Source organism: Kitasatospora sp. NPDC114501, from assembly GCF_055633695.1.
In genome coordinates, this window is record NZ_JBVKDS010000024.1 from 40,283 (window position 1) to 56,486 (window position 16,204).

The 16,204-nt window shown below is 74.2% G+C and carries 15 protein-coding genes; 10 read left to right on the forward strand and 5 right to left on the reverse strand.

Features of this window, described 5'->3' with window-relative positions; all coding sequences use genetic code 11:
• Position 1 precedes the first annotated feature (1 nt).
• Complete coding sequence (locus ACZ7RU_RS34300; RefSeq protein ID WP_470344899.1) at positions 2–772, forward strand: glutamate racemase; 771 nt, start codon at positions 2–4, stop codon at positions 770–772.
• A 1,022-nt stretch (positions 773–1,794) separates the two neighbouring features.
• On the opposite strand, the gene ACZ7RU_RS34305 is transcribed toward ACZ7RU_RS34300, so the two are convergent.
• Complete coding sequence (locus tag ACZ7RU_RS34305) at positions 1,795–3,024, reverse strand: polysaccharide deacetylase family protein (RefSeq protein ID WP_470344900.1); 1,230 nt, start codon at positions 3,022–3,024, stop codon at positions 1,795–1,797.
• A 406-nt stretch (positions 3,025–3,430) separates the two neighbouring features.
• Here ACZ7RU_RS34305 and ACZ7RU_RS34310 point away from each other — a divergent pair, with 406 nt between their 5' ends.
• From ACZ7RU_RS34310 to ACZ7RU_RS34320, 3 genes are all read left to right on the forward strand, one after another.
• Positions 3,431–3,703, forward strand: a complete 273-nt coding sequence (locus tag ACZ7RU_RS34310; RefSeq protein WP_387759770.1) for a hypothetical protein — start codon at positions 3,431–3,433, stop codon at positions 3,701–3,703.
• Between the two features lie 290 nt (positions 3,704–3,993).
• Positions 3,994–4,545 (forward strand): sugar transferase, encoded by a 552-nt coding sequence (locus tag ACZ7RU_RS34315; RefSeq protein WP_470344901.1) that lies wholly within the window; start codon positions 3,994–3,996, stop codon positions 4,543–4,545.
• Positions 4,546–4,556: 11 nt separating this feature from the next.
• Positions 4,557–5,045, forward strand: coding sequence for an NUDIX hydrolase (locus ACZ7RU_RS34320; RefSeq protein ID WP_470344902.1), 489 nt, complete (start codon positions 4,557–4,559; stop codon positions 5,043–5,045).
• Positions 5,046–5,146: 101 nt separating this feature from the next.
• Here ACZ7RU_RS34320 and ACZ7RU_RS34325 read toward each other — a convergent pair whose 3' ends face one another.
• Positions 5,147–5,686, reverse strand: a complete 540-nt coding sequence (locus ACZ7RU_RS34325; RefSeq protein ID WP_470344903.1) for a PTS-dependent dihydroxyacetone kinase phosphotransferase subunit DhaM — start codon at positions 5,684–5,686, stop codon at positions 5,147–5,149.
• A 380-nt stretch (positions 5,687–6,066) separates the two neighbouring features.
• Between ACZ7RU_RS34325 and ACZ7RU_RS34330 the strand changes: the two genes are divergently transcribed.
• From ACZ7RU_RS34330 to ACZ7RU_RS34345, 4 genes are all read left to right on the forward strand, one after another.
• Positions 6,067–6,330 (forward strand): DUF397 domain-containing protein, encoded by a 264-nt coding sequence (locus ACZ7RU_RS34330; RefSeq protein WP_470344904.1) that lies wholly within the window; start codon positions 6,067–6,069, stop codon positions 6,328–6,330.
• A 783-nt stretch (positions 6,331–7,113) separates the two neighbouring features.
• Positions 7,114–7,608, forward strand: a complete 495-nt coding sequence (locus tag ACZ7RU_RS34335; RefSeq protein ID WP_030288620.1) for a hypothetical protein — start codon at positions 7,114–7,116, stop codon at positions 7,606–7,608.
• A 95-nt stretch (positions 7,609–7,703) separates the two neighbouring features.
• Positions 7,704–7,787: a putative leader peptide gene (locus tag ACZ7RU_RS34340; protein WP_350526312.1), complete on the forward strand. Its 84-nt coding sequence runs from the start codon at positions 7,704–7,706 to the stop codon at positions 7,785–7,787.
• A gap of 168 nt (positions 7,788–7,955) precedes the next feature.
• Positions 7,956–9,401, forward strand: a complete 1,446-nt coding sequence (locus ACZ7RU_RS34345) for an acyl-CoA dehydrogenase family protein (protein ID WP_470344905.1) — start codon at positions 7,956–7,958, stop codon at positions 9,399–9,401.
• 36 nt (positions 9,402–9,437) lie between these two features.
• Here ACZ7RU_RS34345 and ACZ7RU_RS34350 read toward each other — a convergent pair whose 3' ends face one another.
• Positions 9,438–10,433: an aminoglycoside phosphotransferase family protein gene (locus ACZ7RU_RS34350; protein ID WP_470344939.1), complete on the reverse strand. Its 996-nt coding sequence runs from the start codon at positions 10,431–10,433 to the stop codon at positions 9,438–9,440.
• A gap of 751 nt (positions 10,434–11,184) precedes the next feature.
• Between ACZ7RU_RS34350 and ACZ7RU_RS34355 the strand changes: the two genes are divergently transcribed.
• Positions 11,185–12,666 (forward strand): DNA-binding protein NsdB, encoded by a 1,482-nt coding sequence (locus ACZ7RU_RS34355; RefSeq protein ID WP_470344906.1) that lies wholly within the window; start codon positions 11,185–11,187, stop codon positions 12,664–12,666.
• 38 nt (positions 12,667–12,704) lie between these two features.
• On the opposite strand, the gene ACZ7RU_RS34360 is transcribed toward ACZ7RU_RS34355, so the two are convergent.
• Positions 12,705–13,286, reverse strand: a complete 582-nt coding sequence (locus tag ACZ7RU_RS34360; protein WP_470344907.1) for a hypothetical protein — start codon at positions 13,284–13,286, stop codon at positions 12,705–12,707.
• 288 nt (positions 13,287–13,574) lie between these two features.
• On the opposite strand from ACZ7RU_RS34360, the gene ACZ7RU_RS34365 reads away from it, so the two are divergent.
• Complete coding sequence (locus ACZ7RU_RS34365; RefSeq protein WP_470344908.1) at positions 13,575–15,086, forward strand: HEAT repeat domain-containing protein; 1,512 nt, start codon at positions 13,575–13,577, stop codon at positions 15,084–15,086.
• A 123-nt stretch (positions 15,087–15,209) separates the two neighbouring features.
• On the opposite strand, the gene ACZ7RU_RS34370 is transcribed toward ACZ7RU_RS34365, so the two are convergent.
• On the reverse strand, positions 15,210–16,055 hold the full coding sequence (locus ACZ7RU_RS34370) for an undecaprenyl-diphosphate phosphatase (protein ID WP_470344909.1): 846 nt from the start codon (positions 16,053–16,055) through the stop codon (positions 15,210–15,212).
• Positions 16,056–16,204 lie beyond the last annotated feature (149 nt).

The following is a 16,204-nucleotide window of genomic DNA, read 5'->3' on the forward strand; positions in this document are numbered from 1 at the left end:
CGTGAAGATCGCACTGATGGACTCCGGAATCGGCCTGCTGGCTGCCGCCGCCGCCCTTCGGAAGCTGCGCCCGGACGTGGATCTGGTGCTCTCTTCCAACCCGGCCTCGATGCCGTGGGGGCCGCGTACGCCGGAAGAGGTCACGGAGCTGGCCCTCGGCTGCTGCCGGGCCGCCGCCGCGCTCGAGCCCGACGCGCTGGTGATCGCCTGCAACACGGCGTCCGTCCACGCGCTCGCCGCCCTGCGGGCCGAGCTGGAGCCCGGGCTGCCGGTGATCGGCACCGTCCCGGCGATCAAGCCCGCCGCCGCCCGGGGCGGCCGGGTCGCCATCTGGGCCACTCCGGCCACCACCGGCAGCGCCTACCAGCGCGGGCTGATCCGCGACTTCGGCGGCTCGGCGGACGTCACCGAGGTCGCCTGCCCGGGCCTCGCCGACGCGGTCGAGCACGGCGACGACGAGGCCGTCACGGCCGCCATCGCCGACGCCGCCGCGCGGACGCCGGCCGGCACCGACGTCATCGTGCTCGGCTGCACCCACTACGAGCTCGTCGACGACCGCATCCGCGCCGCCGTCGCCCCGACCGCCTCCCCGGCGCTCACCCTGCTCGGCTCCGCCGGCGCCGTCGCCGCCCAGGCCCTCCGCCGCGTCGCCGACCCCACCCGCCCCGGCACGGGAACCCTCACCGTCCTCCACGCCGGCGCCCCCGCCACCCTCCCCCCGGCTGCCGCCCTCTACCCCCAGGGCGCCACCCTCGCCACCCTCATCGCCTGACCCGTCTACCGGCGCACAGAAAGTCGGCCCACCCGACCTTCCGTATCTACGCGCATAGAACCATGGCGTCCGCGAGGGTCGAGCCAAGCTCCGCGCGTGGGAAGTCGACCCGGCCGACTTCTCACGTGCGAGCCCTGCGGGCTTGGCATGAGCCAGTAGCCAACCCGCCCCGGCCTCCCTGTACACGGCGCGGACTCCTACTGCGCGAGAAGCCGGCCCGGCCGACTTCCGGCGCAGCGACCGCGCGAACTTCCTGTTCGCGCCCGAGGTCGGCGAACGCCCGACTTCTCGCGCGGCGCGCAGGAAGTCGATCAGCCCGACTTCCTGCGCAGGGGCCCGGGCGTCATCGCCCGTGGACGCGGTCACCTTCGAGGCCTGCCGGTCGCCAGTCGGGCGTTGCGGCGCGCGAGAAGTCGACCAGGTCGACTTCTCGCGCAGTGGTCGGCCTCAGTCTTGGGCCTGGCGGTCTGGTTCTACGCGCATAGATGACCCTCTCTCCCTCTGGCGCGCAGTAGGAAGTCGCAGTCGACTTCCTGTACTGCGTTGGTCGTCGCCACGGTGGAGGTCAGGGGTGGCCTGGCAACCCTTTCGTCGGGCCCAGGGGCGCACAAGAAGTCGGGCCGGCCGACTTCTGGTGCGGCAGGAGGTGCTGCCCCTTCCTTCCTCGATCGACTGCCCCAGTAGCGTCTACGCGCATAGAATCGTCGCCGGGCGGAGCTTCGGGTCGGTCGGGTGTGCAGGAAGTCGGCCGGGTCGACTTTTGGTGCGGGGGTGATGGGCGTGCGGGCCGAGTGCCGCAGGAGTCCCTCTACTCGCGTAGATCGACGGGGAGTTGGAGGGTATGGGTGCTCTCTGAATTCTCTGGCGCTGGAAATGATCTGGCCGGGTGCGCGAGAAGTCGATCTGGTCGACTTCTCGCGCAGTGGCCCGGTGGCCTGGTGGCTCGAATGTTGGCCGCACCAGAAGTCGGCCTGGCCGACTTCTGGTGCGGAATTGGGCTCCGGGAGGCGTGCGCCCTCCGGCTATGCGACGGCTTGGCGGCGCCAGCGGCGGTAGGCGGGTTCCAGGCCGGAGAGGATGGTGTCGAAGCGGCGGGTGCTGGTGGTGGAGTCGACCTGGAGGCGGCTGATCTGGAGGGGGTGGGAGGGGAGCCGGGGCCCCAGGCGGTGGTCGGAGAGGAAGCCGAGGCGGTAGCCGAGTTCCTGGAGGACGGCTTCGGCGCGGACGTCGTGGCCGCCGTCCGGGTAGGCGAACGCGATCGGTGGTTCGCCCAGCCACCGGGTGAGCGCCTCGTGGGCGCCGGTGATCTCGGTGCGCACGGTGTCGTCGTCGCAGCGCCCGAGGCACGGGTGCCCCTGGGTGTGGTTGCCGATGGCGACGCCCCCGTCCCGCAGCGCGAGCAGGTCGGCCGGCGTCAGCTGCTCCTGACGGGGCGGCCGGCGGTCGGCGCTGACCCGCAGCTCGTGCAGACTGCGTCGACGGTCCGGGTCCGGCATGGCCTTGAGTCGTGGGAGCAGCTGGGACGGGTGTCCGCAGTCGAGCGACCGGGCCCGGCCCCCGTGCCGGGCGAGGAAGTCGGCCTCGTGCCACCAGAACGGCCGCTCGGTGCCGATGAGCTCCGAGATGACGAACGCGGTGGCCGGAATGCCCCGGGCGTCGAGGGCCGGCAGGGCGTGGGTGAGCACGCTCCGGTCGGCGTCGTCGAAGGTGACCAGGACGCTCCGGGGCGGCAGCGGCCGCCGCTCGGCCACGGCCTGGAGGACCGCGTCGAGCGAGACGGGCGTGGCGAGCCGTTGGAGCCGGTCGAGCTGGGCGCCGAAGGAACGGTGGTCGGTCACCCCGTGGTAGGCGAGCACCGCGAGCCGCTGGGCGGCCAGGGCGCGGAACAGCGGCTGGACGGGGGCGAACCGCAGCCATTCGCCCCGAGCGTCCTGCTGTTCCGTATCGACGGCCGCCCGGTGACGGCCCCCGCCGCCCCGGTGCGTACCGTGGGGCTCGCCGTGCCCGTGCTCGCCATGTCGGCGCTCGTCGTGTCGGTGCTCGTCGTGTCGGTGCTTGTCACGTCGGCGCTCGTCGTGAAGGAGCTCGTCGTGTACGCGGTCGCCGAGCAAGCGCTCACCGCGCAGACGCTCACCGTGCGGGCGGTCGGCGCGCAGGCGGTCGCCGGGCCGGCCGGTGTCGCGCCGGCCCGCCGGCCACCCGCCCGGCGGCGGCAGCGCGCGCACGCCGGGTGTCGGCCGCGCGCGGGCCATGGAGGTCGATGTACTGGACTGGGACTGCGGCACGGTTCCCCCTCGTTCGCCGAGCGGCGTGGCGGTACCGCCGGAGGACGGAGCCCGGCCTCCGACTCCAGGGGCGGCGGCTCCGCTCCTGGATATTCCTGTTCTCGGTGGGGGGTTCACACCCGTCCCTCGAACGGCTCCTGGATCACTCAATGCCATTGAGACCGCTGCACCGGACGGATGGTTGTACCGGGGGGACGAGGATTTTTCGTGGACTGATTGTGGAGCCGGAATGCCCGTGCGGACGTCTCGGACACACACCTCGGAGCGGCCCCCGCGAGCCCCTGACCAGCTGGGATCCCCCGGTCGCACAGAGTGCTCGAACCTTCACTCCCTGCGGGCTGCCCGCCGTCCCGCCCCGGGGTACCTTGGGCTCATGGCAGATGCGGACCGTGACCCCTTCCACCTCCACGGGGCCTCCCGGATGGCTCGTGCGTGCAGTGGCGGAGCCCTGGTCACCCACCAGCTCCCGCTGGCCGTGGTGGGCCTGGCCTGCCTGGCGCTCGGCATCGTCGTGGCCGTGTTCGTTCCGGACAGTGACGGGCCGGCCTGGGCGATGGCGGTGGCCGGCTGCCTGGCCGCCGGCGTCCTGCTGCTCGGCCGGATCGCCTTCGGCGTGTTCCGCGACCGGCGTCGCGCCGCGCTCTGACGGCACCCCCGGCCGGTGTGCAGGGCCGCCGAGCCGTACGGCAAGCCGGGTTCCGTCCGGAGGGTCCCCCCACCCGTCACGTCGATCGCTCTCGGCATTTCGAAACGCCGATCGAGTGAAATTGGTCAGATCGACTGAATATCATCCAGTCTGACAATATTGGGCCCGCTTCTTTCACCATTCCCGGACGAAGGCTCCATCCCGCCTCTACTGTGAATGCGTTCTTCCGGCTCGAAGCGCCGGGGAGGAGGAGCGATGGGCGGTAGACCGGATTGTGCCGTGGCCGCCTCATGAGACGGGCCGGCGACCTCGCCGTCGTCGTCCTGGCCGCCGTCGTCGCACTGCCGCTGGCCCTGCTGATCGCCGTCCTGCTCCGCCGCACCACCGGCGGCCCGGTCCTCCAACGACAGACCCGGACCGGCCGGCACGGCCACGAGTTCCAGCTCCTCCGCTTCCGGACCGGCGGGGACGACCGGCTCGCCGCCCTGCTGCGCCGCACCGGCCTGGACGAGCTGCCGCGGCTGTGGAACGTGGCGCGCGGCGAGATGGGCGTGATCGGACCCCGGCCGGTCGGCCCCGACCAGGTGGTGCGCTACTCCCGCCGCGAGCGCGCTCGGCTCGCCGTACGGCCCGGCCTCACCGGGTGGGCCCAGCTGCACGCCGTGAGCCGTGGCCGGACGCTCCGCCCGCTCAGTCGGCCCGAGTGGGCCGAGCTCGACCTCTGGTACGTCGAGCACCGCTCGCTCGGGCTCGACCTGCACATCCTCGGGCTCACCGTGCTCGCCCTGCTGCGGCCCGACACCGGCCGCGCGCGTCGGACCGGCCCGGAACCGCCCCGATAGGCTCCGGCCCCATGGCCATTCCCCCTTTCCTCGCCGAACTCCGCGCCCTCGTGGGCACCCGTCCGCTCTGGCTGAGCGCCGTCGTCGCCGTCGTCCTGGACGACCGCGACCGGGTGCTGCTCGCCCGGCGGACGGACGACGGCCGGTGGGCGCCGATCGGCGGCATCCTGGACCCCGGCGAGCAGCCCGCCGACGGCGTGGTGCGCGAGTGCGAGGAGGAGACCGGGGTGGTGGTCGTACCCGAACTGCTCGCCTCCGTCACGGTCTCGCCGCAGATCACCTACCCGAACGGCGATGTGACGCAGTACCTGGTGCTGACCTTCCGCTGCCGCGCGGTCGGCGGCGAGGCGCGGGTGAACGACGACGAGTCGCTGGAGGTCGGCTGGTTCGGGCTGGACGAGCTGCCGCCGATGATCGAGAGCGAGCACGAGCGGCTGCGGCACGCGCTGGAGTGCGAGGGCCCGGCGGTCTTCACCTGGGAGGGCAAGGAGCGCCCCTGACCCCGGGCGGTACGCCCGCCCCGCCCACCTCGCCACAGCGCCCACCGAGGACACAGCGCCCCGGAGGCCACAGCGCCCCGCCAGGGCCCGCCCGAGCCGGGTCAGCCCTTGTGCTGCCGGTAGGCCTCCTCCGCCGCGTCCAGCACCGCGGCCAGGTCCCCGCCCGCCGTGGCGGTCGCGGTGGCGGCCACCGCGCCCTCGACGAACGGGGCGTTGGCGAACCGGACCGGGAACGGCAGCCCGTGCTCGTCCGCCTCGGACAGCAGCGCGCGGACGGTGCTGACCGCTCCGCCCAGGTCGGCGAGCACCACCACGCCGTGGCCCTGGTCCACCCGGCGGGTCGCGGCGGCCACCAGGACGGCGCTGATGCCCGGTCCGTCCGACGGGTCGCCACCGGTCGCGGCGACCGGCGCGGGGGAGTCGGATCCGGTCAACACGAGCGCGAGGGAGCGTACGGCGGTGGCCAGTTCCTGGCTGTGCGAGACCAGAACGATCCCGACCCGCCCGTGCGCGGCCGGCCGGGCGGGGGTCGGTCGGGGCAACGGGGTGGGCGAGGGAGGGGTACGGGGTGCGGGGGGATGGGCCGAGGGGGCGTCGGAGATGGGGATGACATCGGCGCGGGTGCCGTCCCGGCGGCTCATCGGCTGCTCCCTTGAGCGGATCGGTGGGGGATCGTTCGGACAGAGCGGTCGGGCGGAACGGGCGAAGCAGTCAGGGAGCAGGACCGAGCGGCCCGGGCCCACGCGGACCCATGCGGACCCGCCGGGGACTCCCGGACGGCCGGCGGGCCCGTCCTCCCGCGCCGCCGGGCCCTCCCACGCCTCCCGGGCCGGGGAGGCGGTCGGGCGGCGTCCTGGCAGCACTCTGGCAGCTGCCCGCCGCCCCCGCCGGTCGGGACACGCCTCAAGCGTTCCTCCGGCGGTGTCCGTCCCCGCCTGGAGGAGTCCTCGTCAACCCGCTGACCGGGGCCGGGCGGTGTGGCTAGGCTGGCCCCGGAACGCCGTCGGGAGGAGATCGGTCAGTGGGATCCAACAGCGGGACGGACACGGAGGTCGGCGGGGCACAGCCGGAGCTGGCGCCGAACGGGAAGCCCAAGGTGGACTTCACCGGGGCGGAGTGGCTGTGCAGCAGCCAGGGCGTCGGAGACGTGCAGATCGCCTTCGTGGACGGCTACATCGGGATGCGGGACGGCCGCCAGGAGGACGGGCCGGTCCTGGTCTTCACGCCGGCGGAGTGGCGGGCCTTCGTGCTCGGCGCCCGGGACGGCGAGTTCGACCTCACCTGAGGCCTGCCGGGAAGGCCCGCCGCGAAGGCCCGCAGAGAGGCCTGCTGAGCAGGCCCGCCGGGCCCGTCACCACAGGAGCGGACCCCGATCGAAGGGGGTCCGCTCCGCAGGTGGTCTTTCGGGTCCGAACATCACAACTGATGATCTATTGAGCGTGCCCCGTCAGAATTTCTGTTGACTGTTAGACAAACGCAGCTCAGAGTATGAGCACGGGCAGACGCCGTGCCCACCGCCCCCACGCGGCCAGACACGGCGCCTGCTGTGCGGCCCGGCAGTGTTGCCAGGCCATCCTCCCAGTCATCCCCTGCGCACCGGGGTGCGTCGGCCGGTCCCGGCCCCACGAAGGGGCCGGCAGTCGCCGGGAGGCTGGTGCCGAAGCCGAGAGCGACTCGGACGACGGCACCGACGCTCGGGACCCGCACGCCCCCACGCGGCGGCGTCCCGAGCAGATCCACGGGAGCGACGGGCCGGGGCCCCGCGGATCTGGCTTGTGATGCATTGGAACTGTTGGCTTGTGTGTTCGTGCGGTGTGCGATGACGAAGCTGGGTGCTCGGCAGTTCGGCACGACGAATGCACAGTGAGGGAAACGCGTGTAGGGCCGCGTTGCGACATGCCGTCCCCCCGAAGGGTGAAACCCAGAACGGCTGTCGTGCTGAACCGAACGTAGCCCGGACGGTTGCTCAGAGTCAACATTGGTCTCTGAGCGTCGATCTCCCGCTCGTCCCCCGGTGGCGCCCCACCCACCTCGCGAGCGTGGTGTGCCGGACACGTACGATGTTCCCATGTCTTTTCTCCGCCGTCGCTCCGGACAGCCCGCCGGCCCGGACTTCGACGTGCTCGCGATGGACCCGGGCGACTGGCCCGGTGACTTCGGTGCGGCCATGATGACCGGCCCGGACGGCTCCTGCCAGGGGATTTTCCTGCGCTACGACCTGTTCGGCGGCAGAGGCCCGGCGATGTTCATCGGCAACCTCCCCGAGGGTTCGCCCGCCCGGGAGACCGGCGACGAGGTGCCCTTCGAGGTGCGGCAGCTGCTCGCGGCGCTGGAGAACGACGAGCCGGTCGAGTTCGTCTCGGCCGAGGACTTCCCGGTGATGCTCGGGGACGACCTGCTGATCGTGAAGAAGGTCAAGGTCAGCGAGGAACGCGTGTTCTGCGCCCAGTTCGGCCGCAGCGACGGCGTCCTGGTCACCATCGCGTCCTGGGACCGACCGATTTCGGACGACCTGTATCAGCTGCTGAAGCCGCTCCCGGCGGACATGTTCCAGCAGGGCTGAGCCCGGCGGGGTGGATCCAGGCGAGGCCGACCGGTTCCGCCCGGGGTCCGGACGCTGCTTGACGGTATCGATCAACGGTTCGTACAGTCGCGGACATGCCGTGCCGTCTTCCGCTGCTGACCCGTCGCAGGCATCTGGATCTGCGGCGCACCGCCAGCGCGGCGTGTCCGGGCCGCTGAGGGGGATCCGTCCCCCGGCGGCGGGTGGTCGGCCGGGTGTCCGGTCGGCGCCGACACCAGGGGGCGGGCCGTGAACCGACCTCCGGGGCCGCCGATCGGAACCGCGCGCCCGTACGGCGTGCCGCCCGCATTCGCCGAGCCCACGCTGCCGCCCGGAGGCACCGCATCATGACGACCCGCGCCGCCAACCGTTCGACCGCCAACCGTTCGACCGCCGATCGTTCGACCGCCAGTGGTTCGAGCGTCGATCGTTCGCCCGAGAACGCGTCCGCCGACAGCGCGCCGGTCGAGGAGGCCGCCGTCCGGCGCCGTTCCCGGACCGCTCCGCCGTCGGCGGGTTCCGGCCGGTCGGATTCCGGCCATCTCGAAGCCACCGGTTCCACGCCTACCGGTTCCCGCGGCCCCGGTTCCACGCCCGGCGCCCCCGCCGGTCCCACCAGCCCCGCCCCCGACCGCACCGCGGTCGAGACGGCCCTGGCCGGCCTGCCCCGGGTGGTCGACCTGCTGGCCGCCCGGGCCGAGGAGCACGACCGCGACGCGACCTTCCCGTACCAGGGGATCGAGGCCGTCCACGAGGCCGGACTGCTCACCCTCACCGTCTCCGAGCGGTACGGCGGGCCGGGCGGTACGCTCGCCGACACCGTCCGGGTGCTGTCCCAACTCGGCCGCGGGGACGCCTCGGTGGCCGTGGTCACCGCCTTCACCCTGCTCCGGCACGCCGAGCAGGCCCGCCGGGCCGACTGGCCGACGGCCGGCTACCGGCGGCTGCTCACCGAGTCCCGGCGCGGTCCGGCACTGGTCAACACGCTGCGGGCGGAGCCCGGCGCCGTCGCGGGCGAGCTGCCCGGGACGGTCGCCCGACGGGACGGCGACGGTTGGCTGCTGACGGGCCGCAAGACGTACTGCACCGGCGCCGAGGCGCTCGCCTGGATGGCGGTGACCGCGCGGACCGACGAGGAGGAACCGCGGGTCGGCACCTTCCTGGTCCGCGGCGAGAGCGAGGGCCTGGAGATCGACCCGACCTGGGACCAGCTCGGTCTGCGGGCCAGCGCCAGCCACGACGTCGTGCTGGACGGGGTCCGGGTGCAGGCCGACCTCGCGCTCGGTCTGACGGCCGGTCGCCGGACGGATCGTCAGGATGCCGACGCCGAGGCGGAACTCTCGCTGGCCTGGCACGACCTGGCCCTCTCCGCGGTGGCGATCGGCGTCGCCCGGGCCGCCGAGGCGTGGCTGATCCGCTTCCTCAACCAGCGGACCCCGGCCAACCTGACCGAGCCGCTCGGCGCCCTGCCCCGCTACCGGACCGCCCTCGGCGAGATCGAGGCCCAGCTGATCGGCGCCGAGGAACTGGTCGAGGGCCTGGCCCTCCGGGTGGACCGGGGCGAGCCGGAGGCCGTCGCCCGGACCGGTCCGGCCCACCTGCTGGCCACCCGGGCCGCGACGGCGGTGGTCCAGCAGGCCGTCGCGCTCACCGGCAACCCCGGCCTGAGCCGGCGCCACCCGCTGGAGCGCTACCTGCGGGACGTGCTCAGCAGCCGGGTGCACCTGGCCCCGGACGAGACCGTCCTGGAGGCCGCCGGCCGGGCCGCCCTCGAACGGGGAGCCCGGCCGTAGGCCTGCCGTCGGACCCGCGGTGCAGCGCGCCCGCGGTCAGCGCGTCCCGACGGCGGCGCGGACGGCCCGGCGGGCGAGCGCCGCGTCGTCGTAGAGCCGGCGGATCATGATCCGCTGCTCCTCGCCGGCGCCCGGCACGTCGTACAGCCGGATCTCCCGCATCAGCACCAGCACCAGGTTCACCAGGAACGCGTCCCGGGCCAGTGTGCCGCCGCTCTGGGCGAGTTGGCTGATCTGGCGGCGCGCCGCGGTGTCCCCGGACAGGACGCTCCAGAGCACCGCCAGGTCGTAGCCGGGCAGGTACCAGCCGGCCTGCTCCCAGTCGACCAGCACCGGCCCGGACGGCGCCAGCAGCATGTTGCTGAGCAGGGCGTCGCCGTGGCAGAGCTGGAGCGGGATGTGGCCGAGGCCGTGCAGCAGGCCGCGCAGGTCGCCCGCGTCCCGGTCGGTGAGCTGGCCCACCGAGTGGTAGCGGGAGATCTCCAACTGGTAGTCCAGGCGCGGCCGGAAGACGTCGGTCGGCGGCCGCCACAGGTTGAGCGTACGGACCGAGTTGAGCAGCGCCCGCACCTCGCCCGGGGTGGGCGCGTTGACCGGGTGGCGCTCGCGGGCCGCCGGGCGCCCCGGCACGCGCTCCATGACCAGCACGCACCGGTCGTGGTCGGCCGCCACCAGGCGGGGCAGCCGTACCGGCGGACGGTGCCGGACGAACGCCCGGTACACCGCCACCTCGTGGTGGAAGTCGGCCACCAGCTGCTCGAAGTACTCACTCCGCACCGCCTGCGGCGCCAGGCACTTGGCGACCACCGGAGCCCGCCCGATGGTGCCCGCCACCAGGATGTGGCGGCTGCCCTCGCGCAGGACCTGGCGCGGGGTGAACGCGGGACATATCCGCGAGACGCCGGCGAGCGCCGCCCGGACCGCCGGGGTCTGGAGCGCCGACGGGTCGATCCGCTCCGGGCCGCCGACGCCGGGCTGGCCGGGCCGCCGGGCCCGCAGCACCTGGCCGTCGGCCTGCCGGGCGAGCGGCATCCGGCCACCGGCCGGCAGGGCGGTCTCGGGGCCGCGCAGCCCCAGCGCGCTACGGCCGGCGGGGCCCAGCGCCGTACGGCCGGTCGGGATGACCCGGGTGTCCGTGGCCCGGCCCTCCGCGCCGCGCGGCGCCGCGGGCCGCACCGCCGGAGGCACCGCCCGGGGGCCGGTGCGGCCGACGGCCGCGGTGGGGGGGCGCAGCGCGGGGCGGGTCGCGGTGGGCGTGGGGGTCGTCGCTGAGGAGTACATGGGCTGAGGGTGGTCCCTTCCGGTCCGTCGGCGGGTGCTGCCCCGCGGGGGCGGGGGAGGGCCGGTGCCGTGTGCTTCCTGGCGTGACGGCGGCCCTGCGGGTGGTGCGGTACGTCATGCGGTGCTTCGTGCGGTGGGTGGTGCACGGGCGCCGGGCACGGACGCGGGGTCAGGAAACCCCTGTTCGGCGGTGCTCCGGCCGTCCGCACCCTGGGGAATGCGGTCGGCCGGGCTGCCGTGGCCGTGCCCGGCGCTCCCGCGCCACCCGGCCGCGCCACCCCCTCGGGTGAGGACCGGGAGCGCCCCGTGCCACCGTCGGGGGACATGCCCCGACGCTGGTGGGACGCCGCCCGACCCGGGGGGCGAGGTGGCGCACCTCTACAACACACCCGTCGGGCACTGGCTTAGTAGTCTGGCGGGCCCTGGCGAACGGTGGCGAATGCTCGCCTGGCACTTGCCCGAGCCTCTAGCCTCGGATCAGCCGAGGAACCTGGGGGCTTCGTTGAGCAGGGAACCCAACACCCGACTGGCCGATCTGTTCGTCCTGACCGGATGGTCGAAGGGCGAGCTGGCGCGGCTGGTCAACCGTCGGGGTGCCGCGATGGGACAGCTGCAACTGTCCACCGACACCTCGAGGGTACGGCGTTGGATCGAGCAGGGGGAGATCCCGCGCGATCCGGTGCCGAGGGTGCTGGCGGCCGTGTTCACGGAGCGGCTCGGACGTGTCGTCACCACTGAGGACCTCGGTCTGGAACGACACCGGCCCACCAGGTCCGGAGCGGAAGCGCCCGCAGCAGTGCCATGGTCGCCGGATCGAACAGCCGCGGTCCTCACCGAGTTCACGGGAATGGACCTCATGCTGAACCGACGTGGATTGGTGGGCGCCGGAGCCGCGCTCACGGCCGGGGCGGTCATCGCCGACTCGCTGAAGGGCTGGCTGAGCGGGGACGCGGTCGCCTACGCGGCCTCCGTCCCCGGGCCGCGACAGGTGGTCACCGGGGGCGGAGCGCACCCGGTGGTGGACGTGTACGACGCGGGCCCGGTCGGGCTCGACGAGGTGGAGTCGCTGGAGCACTCGGTGCAGGTGTTCCGGGCCTGGGACGCGGCCCGCGGCGGCGGGTTGCAGCGCAAGGCGGTGGTCGGTCAACTGAACGAGGTCGGCGGGCTGTTGACGCACCGGCACGCGCCCGCCGTGGAGCGGCGGCTGTGGCTGGTCGCGGCCAACCTGGCGGTGCTGGCGGGCTGGATGTCGCACGACGTGGGCCTGGAGCCCACCGCCCAGAAGTACTTCATGATCGCGGCGGACGCGGCCAAGGAGGCCGGCGACCGGCCGCGGGCCGGCGAGGCCATCTCCCGGGCCGCGCGGCAGATGGTGCACCTGGGCCGGGCCGACGACGCGCTCGACCTGATGTCGGCGGCCAAGGCGACCGGCGGGCGGCTGATGCCCAGGACCCGCGCCATGCTCAACACCGTCGAGGCCTGGGCGCACGCCTCGATCGGGCACTCCCAGGACACCTACCGGCTGCTCGGGGAGGCCGAGGAACTGTTCGGCGAGGAGGCGCCGGAGCCGCCGCCCTCGTGGATGCAGGTGTTCGACGAGGCCGAACTGCGCGGCATGCAGGCCCTGGTGCTGCGCACGCTGTCCGAGCACGACCCGGGGGCGGCGCCCGGCGCCCGCAGGCACGCGGAGCGGGTGATCACCTTGCGGGAGGGCACCGGGCAGCTGCGCTCGGCGCTGTTCGACCGGATCACCCTGGCCTCGGTGCACCTGCTCACCGGTGAGCCGGACGCGGCGCAGTTCCAGGCCAAGATGGTGATGAACCTGATCGGCCAGAACTCCTCGCACCGGACCTGGGACCGGCTGCGCGAGATGTACCGGCTGACCGCGCAGTACCGGGGGCTGCCGGCGGTGGACGAGCTGCGGGAGGTGCTGGGCCGGCAGCTGCGGGCGGCGGACGCCAAGAACCGGCCCCGGCTGACCTGAGGAGTCCCCGGGGTGCGGCCCCCGGCCGGGCCGTCGGCTCAGAGCTGCGGGGCCGGGCGGAGCAGCATGCGCAGTGCGACGACGGTGCCGTCCGTGCCGAGGACGGGCTCGCCCGCGCACTCGACGCCGTCGTGCCGCCCGTCGGGCCGGCGGACCCGCAGGGTGCCGGCGGCGTGGCGGCCGTGCACCAGGGTGTCGGTCATCATCCGCCGCAGCAGCGGGCGGTCCGCCTCGGGGAGGCGGTCGGGCAGCCGGTCGAGGCTGAGCGGGCCGTGTCCCGGGTCGCAGCCGAGGAGGAGGTAGGTCTCCGGGCTCCAGAGGATCCCGTCGGTCAGCAGGTCCCATTCGGCGGAGCCGACCGGGCCGTCGTCGACCCCGGCCCCGTGGTGGTCGCCGGTGTCGCCGAGGGAGGGGCCGGACGGCTCCCGCGCCGTGCCGTCCACACTGCCGTCCGTTCCGCCGTCGGCGTCGCCCGCGCCCGCCCCGCCCGCGGTGCCCGGCGCGTCGGCCGTGGTGCCGCGGCTGGCGCGCCCGGCGCCCGCCGCGCTGCTCCCGCCCGTCGGGGCGCCGTCCACCGCGCCGGCTCCCGGAGGGCGGGTGGCGCCTAAGGGCATGTTCATGGCGGATCCATCGCTCGGGTGCGGCCCGCGGGGTGCGGACCGTTCGGACAGTGAGAAGACTGTCGCACAGCGTCGTCATCCTTGTGGGCGATTCGGACAGAACGCAGGCAAAATTCCTCTGGCATATGCCACTGTGGCCGGAGCGTTCGTCGCCCTGTGTGCGGACGGGGGCCCGAGGCGGTAACCTTCGGTGATTCCGGCGCCCGGGCGCCCACCGCAGTACCGACCAGAGACCCCGGCGACGGAAATCCCGTTGCCACTACGACCGCCGCAACGGATGCTGACCTCATGTTCGAGCCAGTGATAGCACCCAGTGCCAGCCTCCTAGGCCTCCTTCAGCGAGGCCGCGGTGACGGGCAGCTCCACGCGCTGGCCGCCGACCGTGCCGAGGCCATCGCCGCGCTGGAGGAGTGTGTCACCAGGGACCCGCGAGCCGACTGGCAGGTCGAGAGCCGCTCCCTCTACTACGCGCGCATCTACATGGAGCTGGAAGCCCCCCTCGACGGCATCGAGGACCACCTCCACTCCGCCGAGGACCTGGTCACCGACGACGAGAGCCGCACCGGCCTCGCCCTTTCCGTCCTGGGCCACCTCGCCGCGTACGGCCGGCGCGACGCGCTGCTGATGCTGCGCGAGTACGCCGCCACCGGCGCCAACTGGTCCTGGGCCCTCGACGAGCTCGCCCTGCGCGACGACGACCGCGGCCTGCTGCTGCTCGGCACCGCCGTGCTGGACCGCTTCGCGCCGGGCCCCGAGGGCGACGCCGAGCTGCGCGAGTTCATCCGCAACGCGTACGAGCCCCGGCCCTGGCGGCTGTGGGCGGCCTACCACCCCAGAGTGGCGGCGGCCAGCGAACAGTCCCCCTTCGACCTGTGGCAACGCCAGATCAACCGCAGCGGCGTCACCCCCGGCTGGTCCACCGCCGACGTGCTGGCCTGGGCCGACCAGGGCGAACTCGGCGGCCTCGGCGCCGGCGCCTTCCTCGGCGGGCCGGACACCCGCCCGGAGCCCGCGCGCGGCACCGAACCGCCGTCCGGCCCCGACGCGGTGGACCGCCGCGCCGCCGCGGCCGCCCGCTGCCTGACCGCCGTCGTCCGGCCGGAGGACCGCCCGCTGCTGCTGGAGGCGGCCCGCGACGGCCTGCCCGGCGCCCGCCGGGCCGCCCTGCGCCACCTGGTCGACCAGCGCGACCCGGCCGCCGTCGAGCTGATCGAGGCCGCCGCCGCGGACGTGGACGACCGGATGGTCCGCGCCGCCCTGGAACTGCTCGGCCGGATGCGCGGCCCCGAGGTGCTGGCGCACGCCCGCCGCTGGGCCGACCCGGCCAGCGGCGGCGCCGACAGCGCGCTCGGCGAGGCCGCCGTCCAGCTGCTCGCCGACGCGGGGGAGCCGGCCGACGCGCCGCTGGTGGTGGCCGGGCTGCGCCGCTGGGTCTCGGTGCGCGGGGTCGGCGGTACCGGGCTCGGGTCCCTGGTGGACGGTGCGGGGCGGCTGGCCGCCGCCGAGGCCGTACCGGTCCTGCGCCACATCTACGGGGAGGCCGCCTCCTCGGAACTGCGCGGACGCGCCGCCCAGGCGCTGGCCGCGACCGACGTGCACTTCCCGGAGGGGCCCGCCGTCGAGTGCCTCTGGGACTGCGAGGAGTCCACGCGTGAGCTCGCCGCGCGCCATGTCGCCACCACGGGCGACGCGCGTGTGCTGGAGCGGTTGCGCAGGCTCGCCGCCGACCCGGCCGAGGAGGCCGAGGTCCACGCCGCCGTACGCGGCCGACTGACCGCCGCCCGGGAGTTCGGGCGTTAGGGCCGTGTCAGAGCCGCCCCGGGGCCTCGACGTTCGGTGGGCCGGGACACCCTGTCGGTGTCCCGGCCCACTCGTCTTCCGCGGTCCCCGCAGTCCGTGGGTCCCCGTTCCTGGAACCCGGTTCTACTTCACCGCGCCCGCGTCCGGGGTCAGGATGCCGCCGATGACCAGACCGATGATCAGAACGCCGAGCAGCACCCGGTAGACCACGAACGGCATGAAGCTGTGGGACGAGATGTACTTCAGGAACCAGGCGATCGCCGCGTAGCCGACCACGAAGGCGATCACGGTGGCCAGGATGGTCGGCCCCCAGGCCGGGGCCGGGCCCTCACCGATCTTGAACAGCTCCAGCGCCCCCGAGGCGAGCACCGCCGGGATGGCGAGCAGGAACGAGTAGCGGGCCGCCGCCTCCCGGCTGTAGCCGAGCAGCAGGCCCGCGCTGATCGTGCCGCCGGAGCGGGACACGCCGGGGATCAGCGCCAGCGCCTGGGCGAGGCCGTAGACGCCCGCGTGCGGCAGCGTCAGGTCGGTGATCGGGCGGGCGTGCCGGACGGCCCGGGTGCGGTCGGCGAAGGCCAGGACCAGGCCGAAGACGATCAGGGTGGTGCCGATGATCCGCAGGTCGCGCAGGTGGGTCTCGATGGTGTCCTGGAACAGCTTGCCCAGGATGCCGATCGGCAGGGTGCCGATGATCACGAACCAGCCCATCCGCGCGTCCGGGTCCGAACGCAGTGCCGGCCGGAACAGCGACAGCGCCCAGGTCCTGATGATCGACGCGATGTCCTTGCGGAAGTAGATCAGCACCGCCGTCTCGGTGCCGAGCTGGGTGACGGCCGTGAAGGCCGCGCCCGGGTCCGCCCAGCCGAACAGGGCGGAGAAGACCCGCAGGTGGGCGCTGGAGGAGATCGGCAGGAACTCGGTGAGTCCCTGGATCAGGCCGAGGACGGCCCCGTGGAACCATTCGGTCACCGGGCACCCGCCGGGGGTATCCGTCGGGCGTGGAACAGGGGCGGCATGGGCTGGTCCTTGCGGGTCGGAAGGGCGTGCGGGACCGCCGTGACCCGACCGGCCCACGGGCCGCGCGCGAGCCCGGCGCGCGGCTGATGGTACGGGGTGAA

Excerpts from the sequence above, each read along its gene's own strand:
- ACZ7RU_RS34305 (WP_470344900.1), bottom strand. The coding sequence starts at position 3,024 with ATGGCCCGCGCGCGGCCGACACCCGGCGTGCGCGCGCTGCCGCCGCCG.
- ACZ7RU_RS34310 (WP_387759770.1), top strand. The coding sequence starts at position 3,431 with ATGGCAGATGCGGACCGTGACCCCTTCCACCTCCACGGGGCCTCCCGG.
- ACZ7RU_RS34315 (WP_470344901.1), top strand. The coding sequence starts at position 3,994 with ATGAGACGGGCCGGCGACCTCGCCGTCGTCGTCCTGGCCGCCGTCGTC.
- ACZ7RU_RS34320 (WP_470344902.1), top strand. The coding sequence starts at position 4,557 with ATGGCCATTCCCCCTTTCCTCGCCGAACTCCGCGCCCTCGTGGGCACC.
- ACZ7RU_RS34325 (WP_470344903.1), bottom strand. The coding sequence starts at position 5,686 with ATGAGCCGCCGGGACGGCACCCGCGCCGATGTCATCCCCATCTCCGAC.
- ACZ7RU_RS34335 (WP_030288620.1), top strand. The coding sequence starts at position 7,114 with ATGTCTTTTCTCCGCCGTCGCTCCGGACAGCCCGCCGGCCCGGACTTC.
- ACZ7RU_RS34340 (WP_350526312.1), top strand. The coding sequence starts at position 7,704 with ATGCCGTGCCGTCTTCCGCTGCTGACCCGTCGCAGGCATCTGGATCTG.
- ACZ7RU_RS34345 (WP_470344905.1), top strand. The coding sequence starts at position 7,956 with ATGACGACCCGCGCCGCCAACCGTTCGACCGCCAACCGTTCGACCGCC.
- ACZ7RU_RS34350 (WP_470344939.1), bottom strand. The coding sequence starts at position 10,433 with ATGCCGCTCGCCCGGCAGGCCGACGGCCAGGTGCTGCGGGCCCGGCGG.
- ACZ7RU_RS34360 (WP_470344907.1), bottom strand. The coding sequence starts at position 13,286 with ATGAACATGCCCTTAGGCGCCACCCGCCCTCCGGGAGCCGGCGCGGTG.
- ACZ7RU_RS34365 (WP_470344908.1), top strand. The coding sequence starts at position 13,575 with ATGTTCGAGCCAGTGATAGCACCCAGTGCCAGCCTCCTAGGCCTCCTT.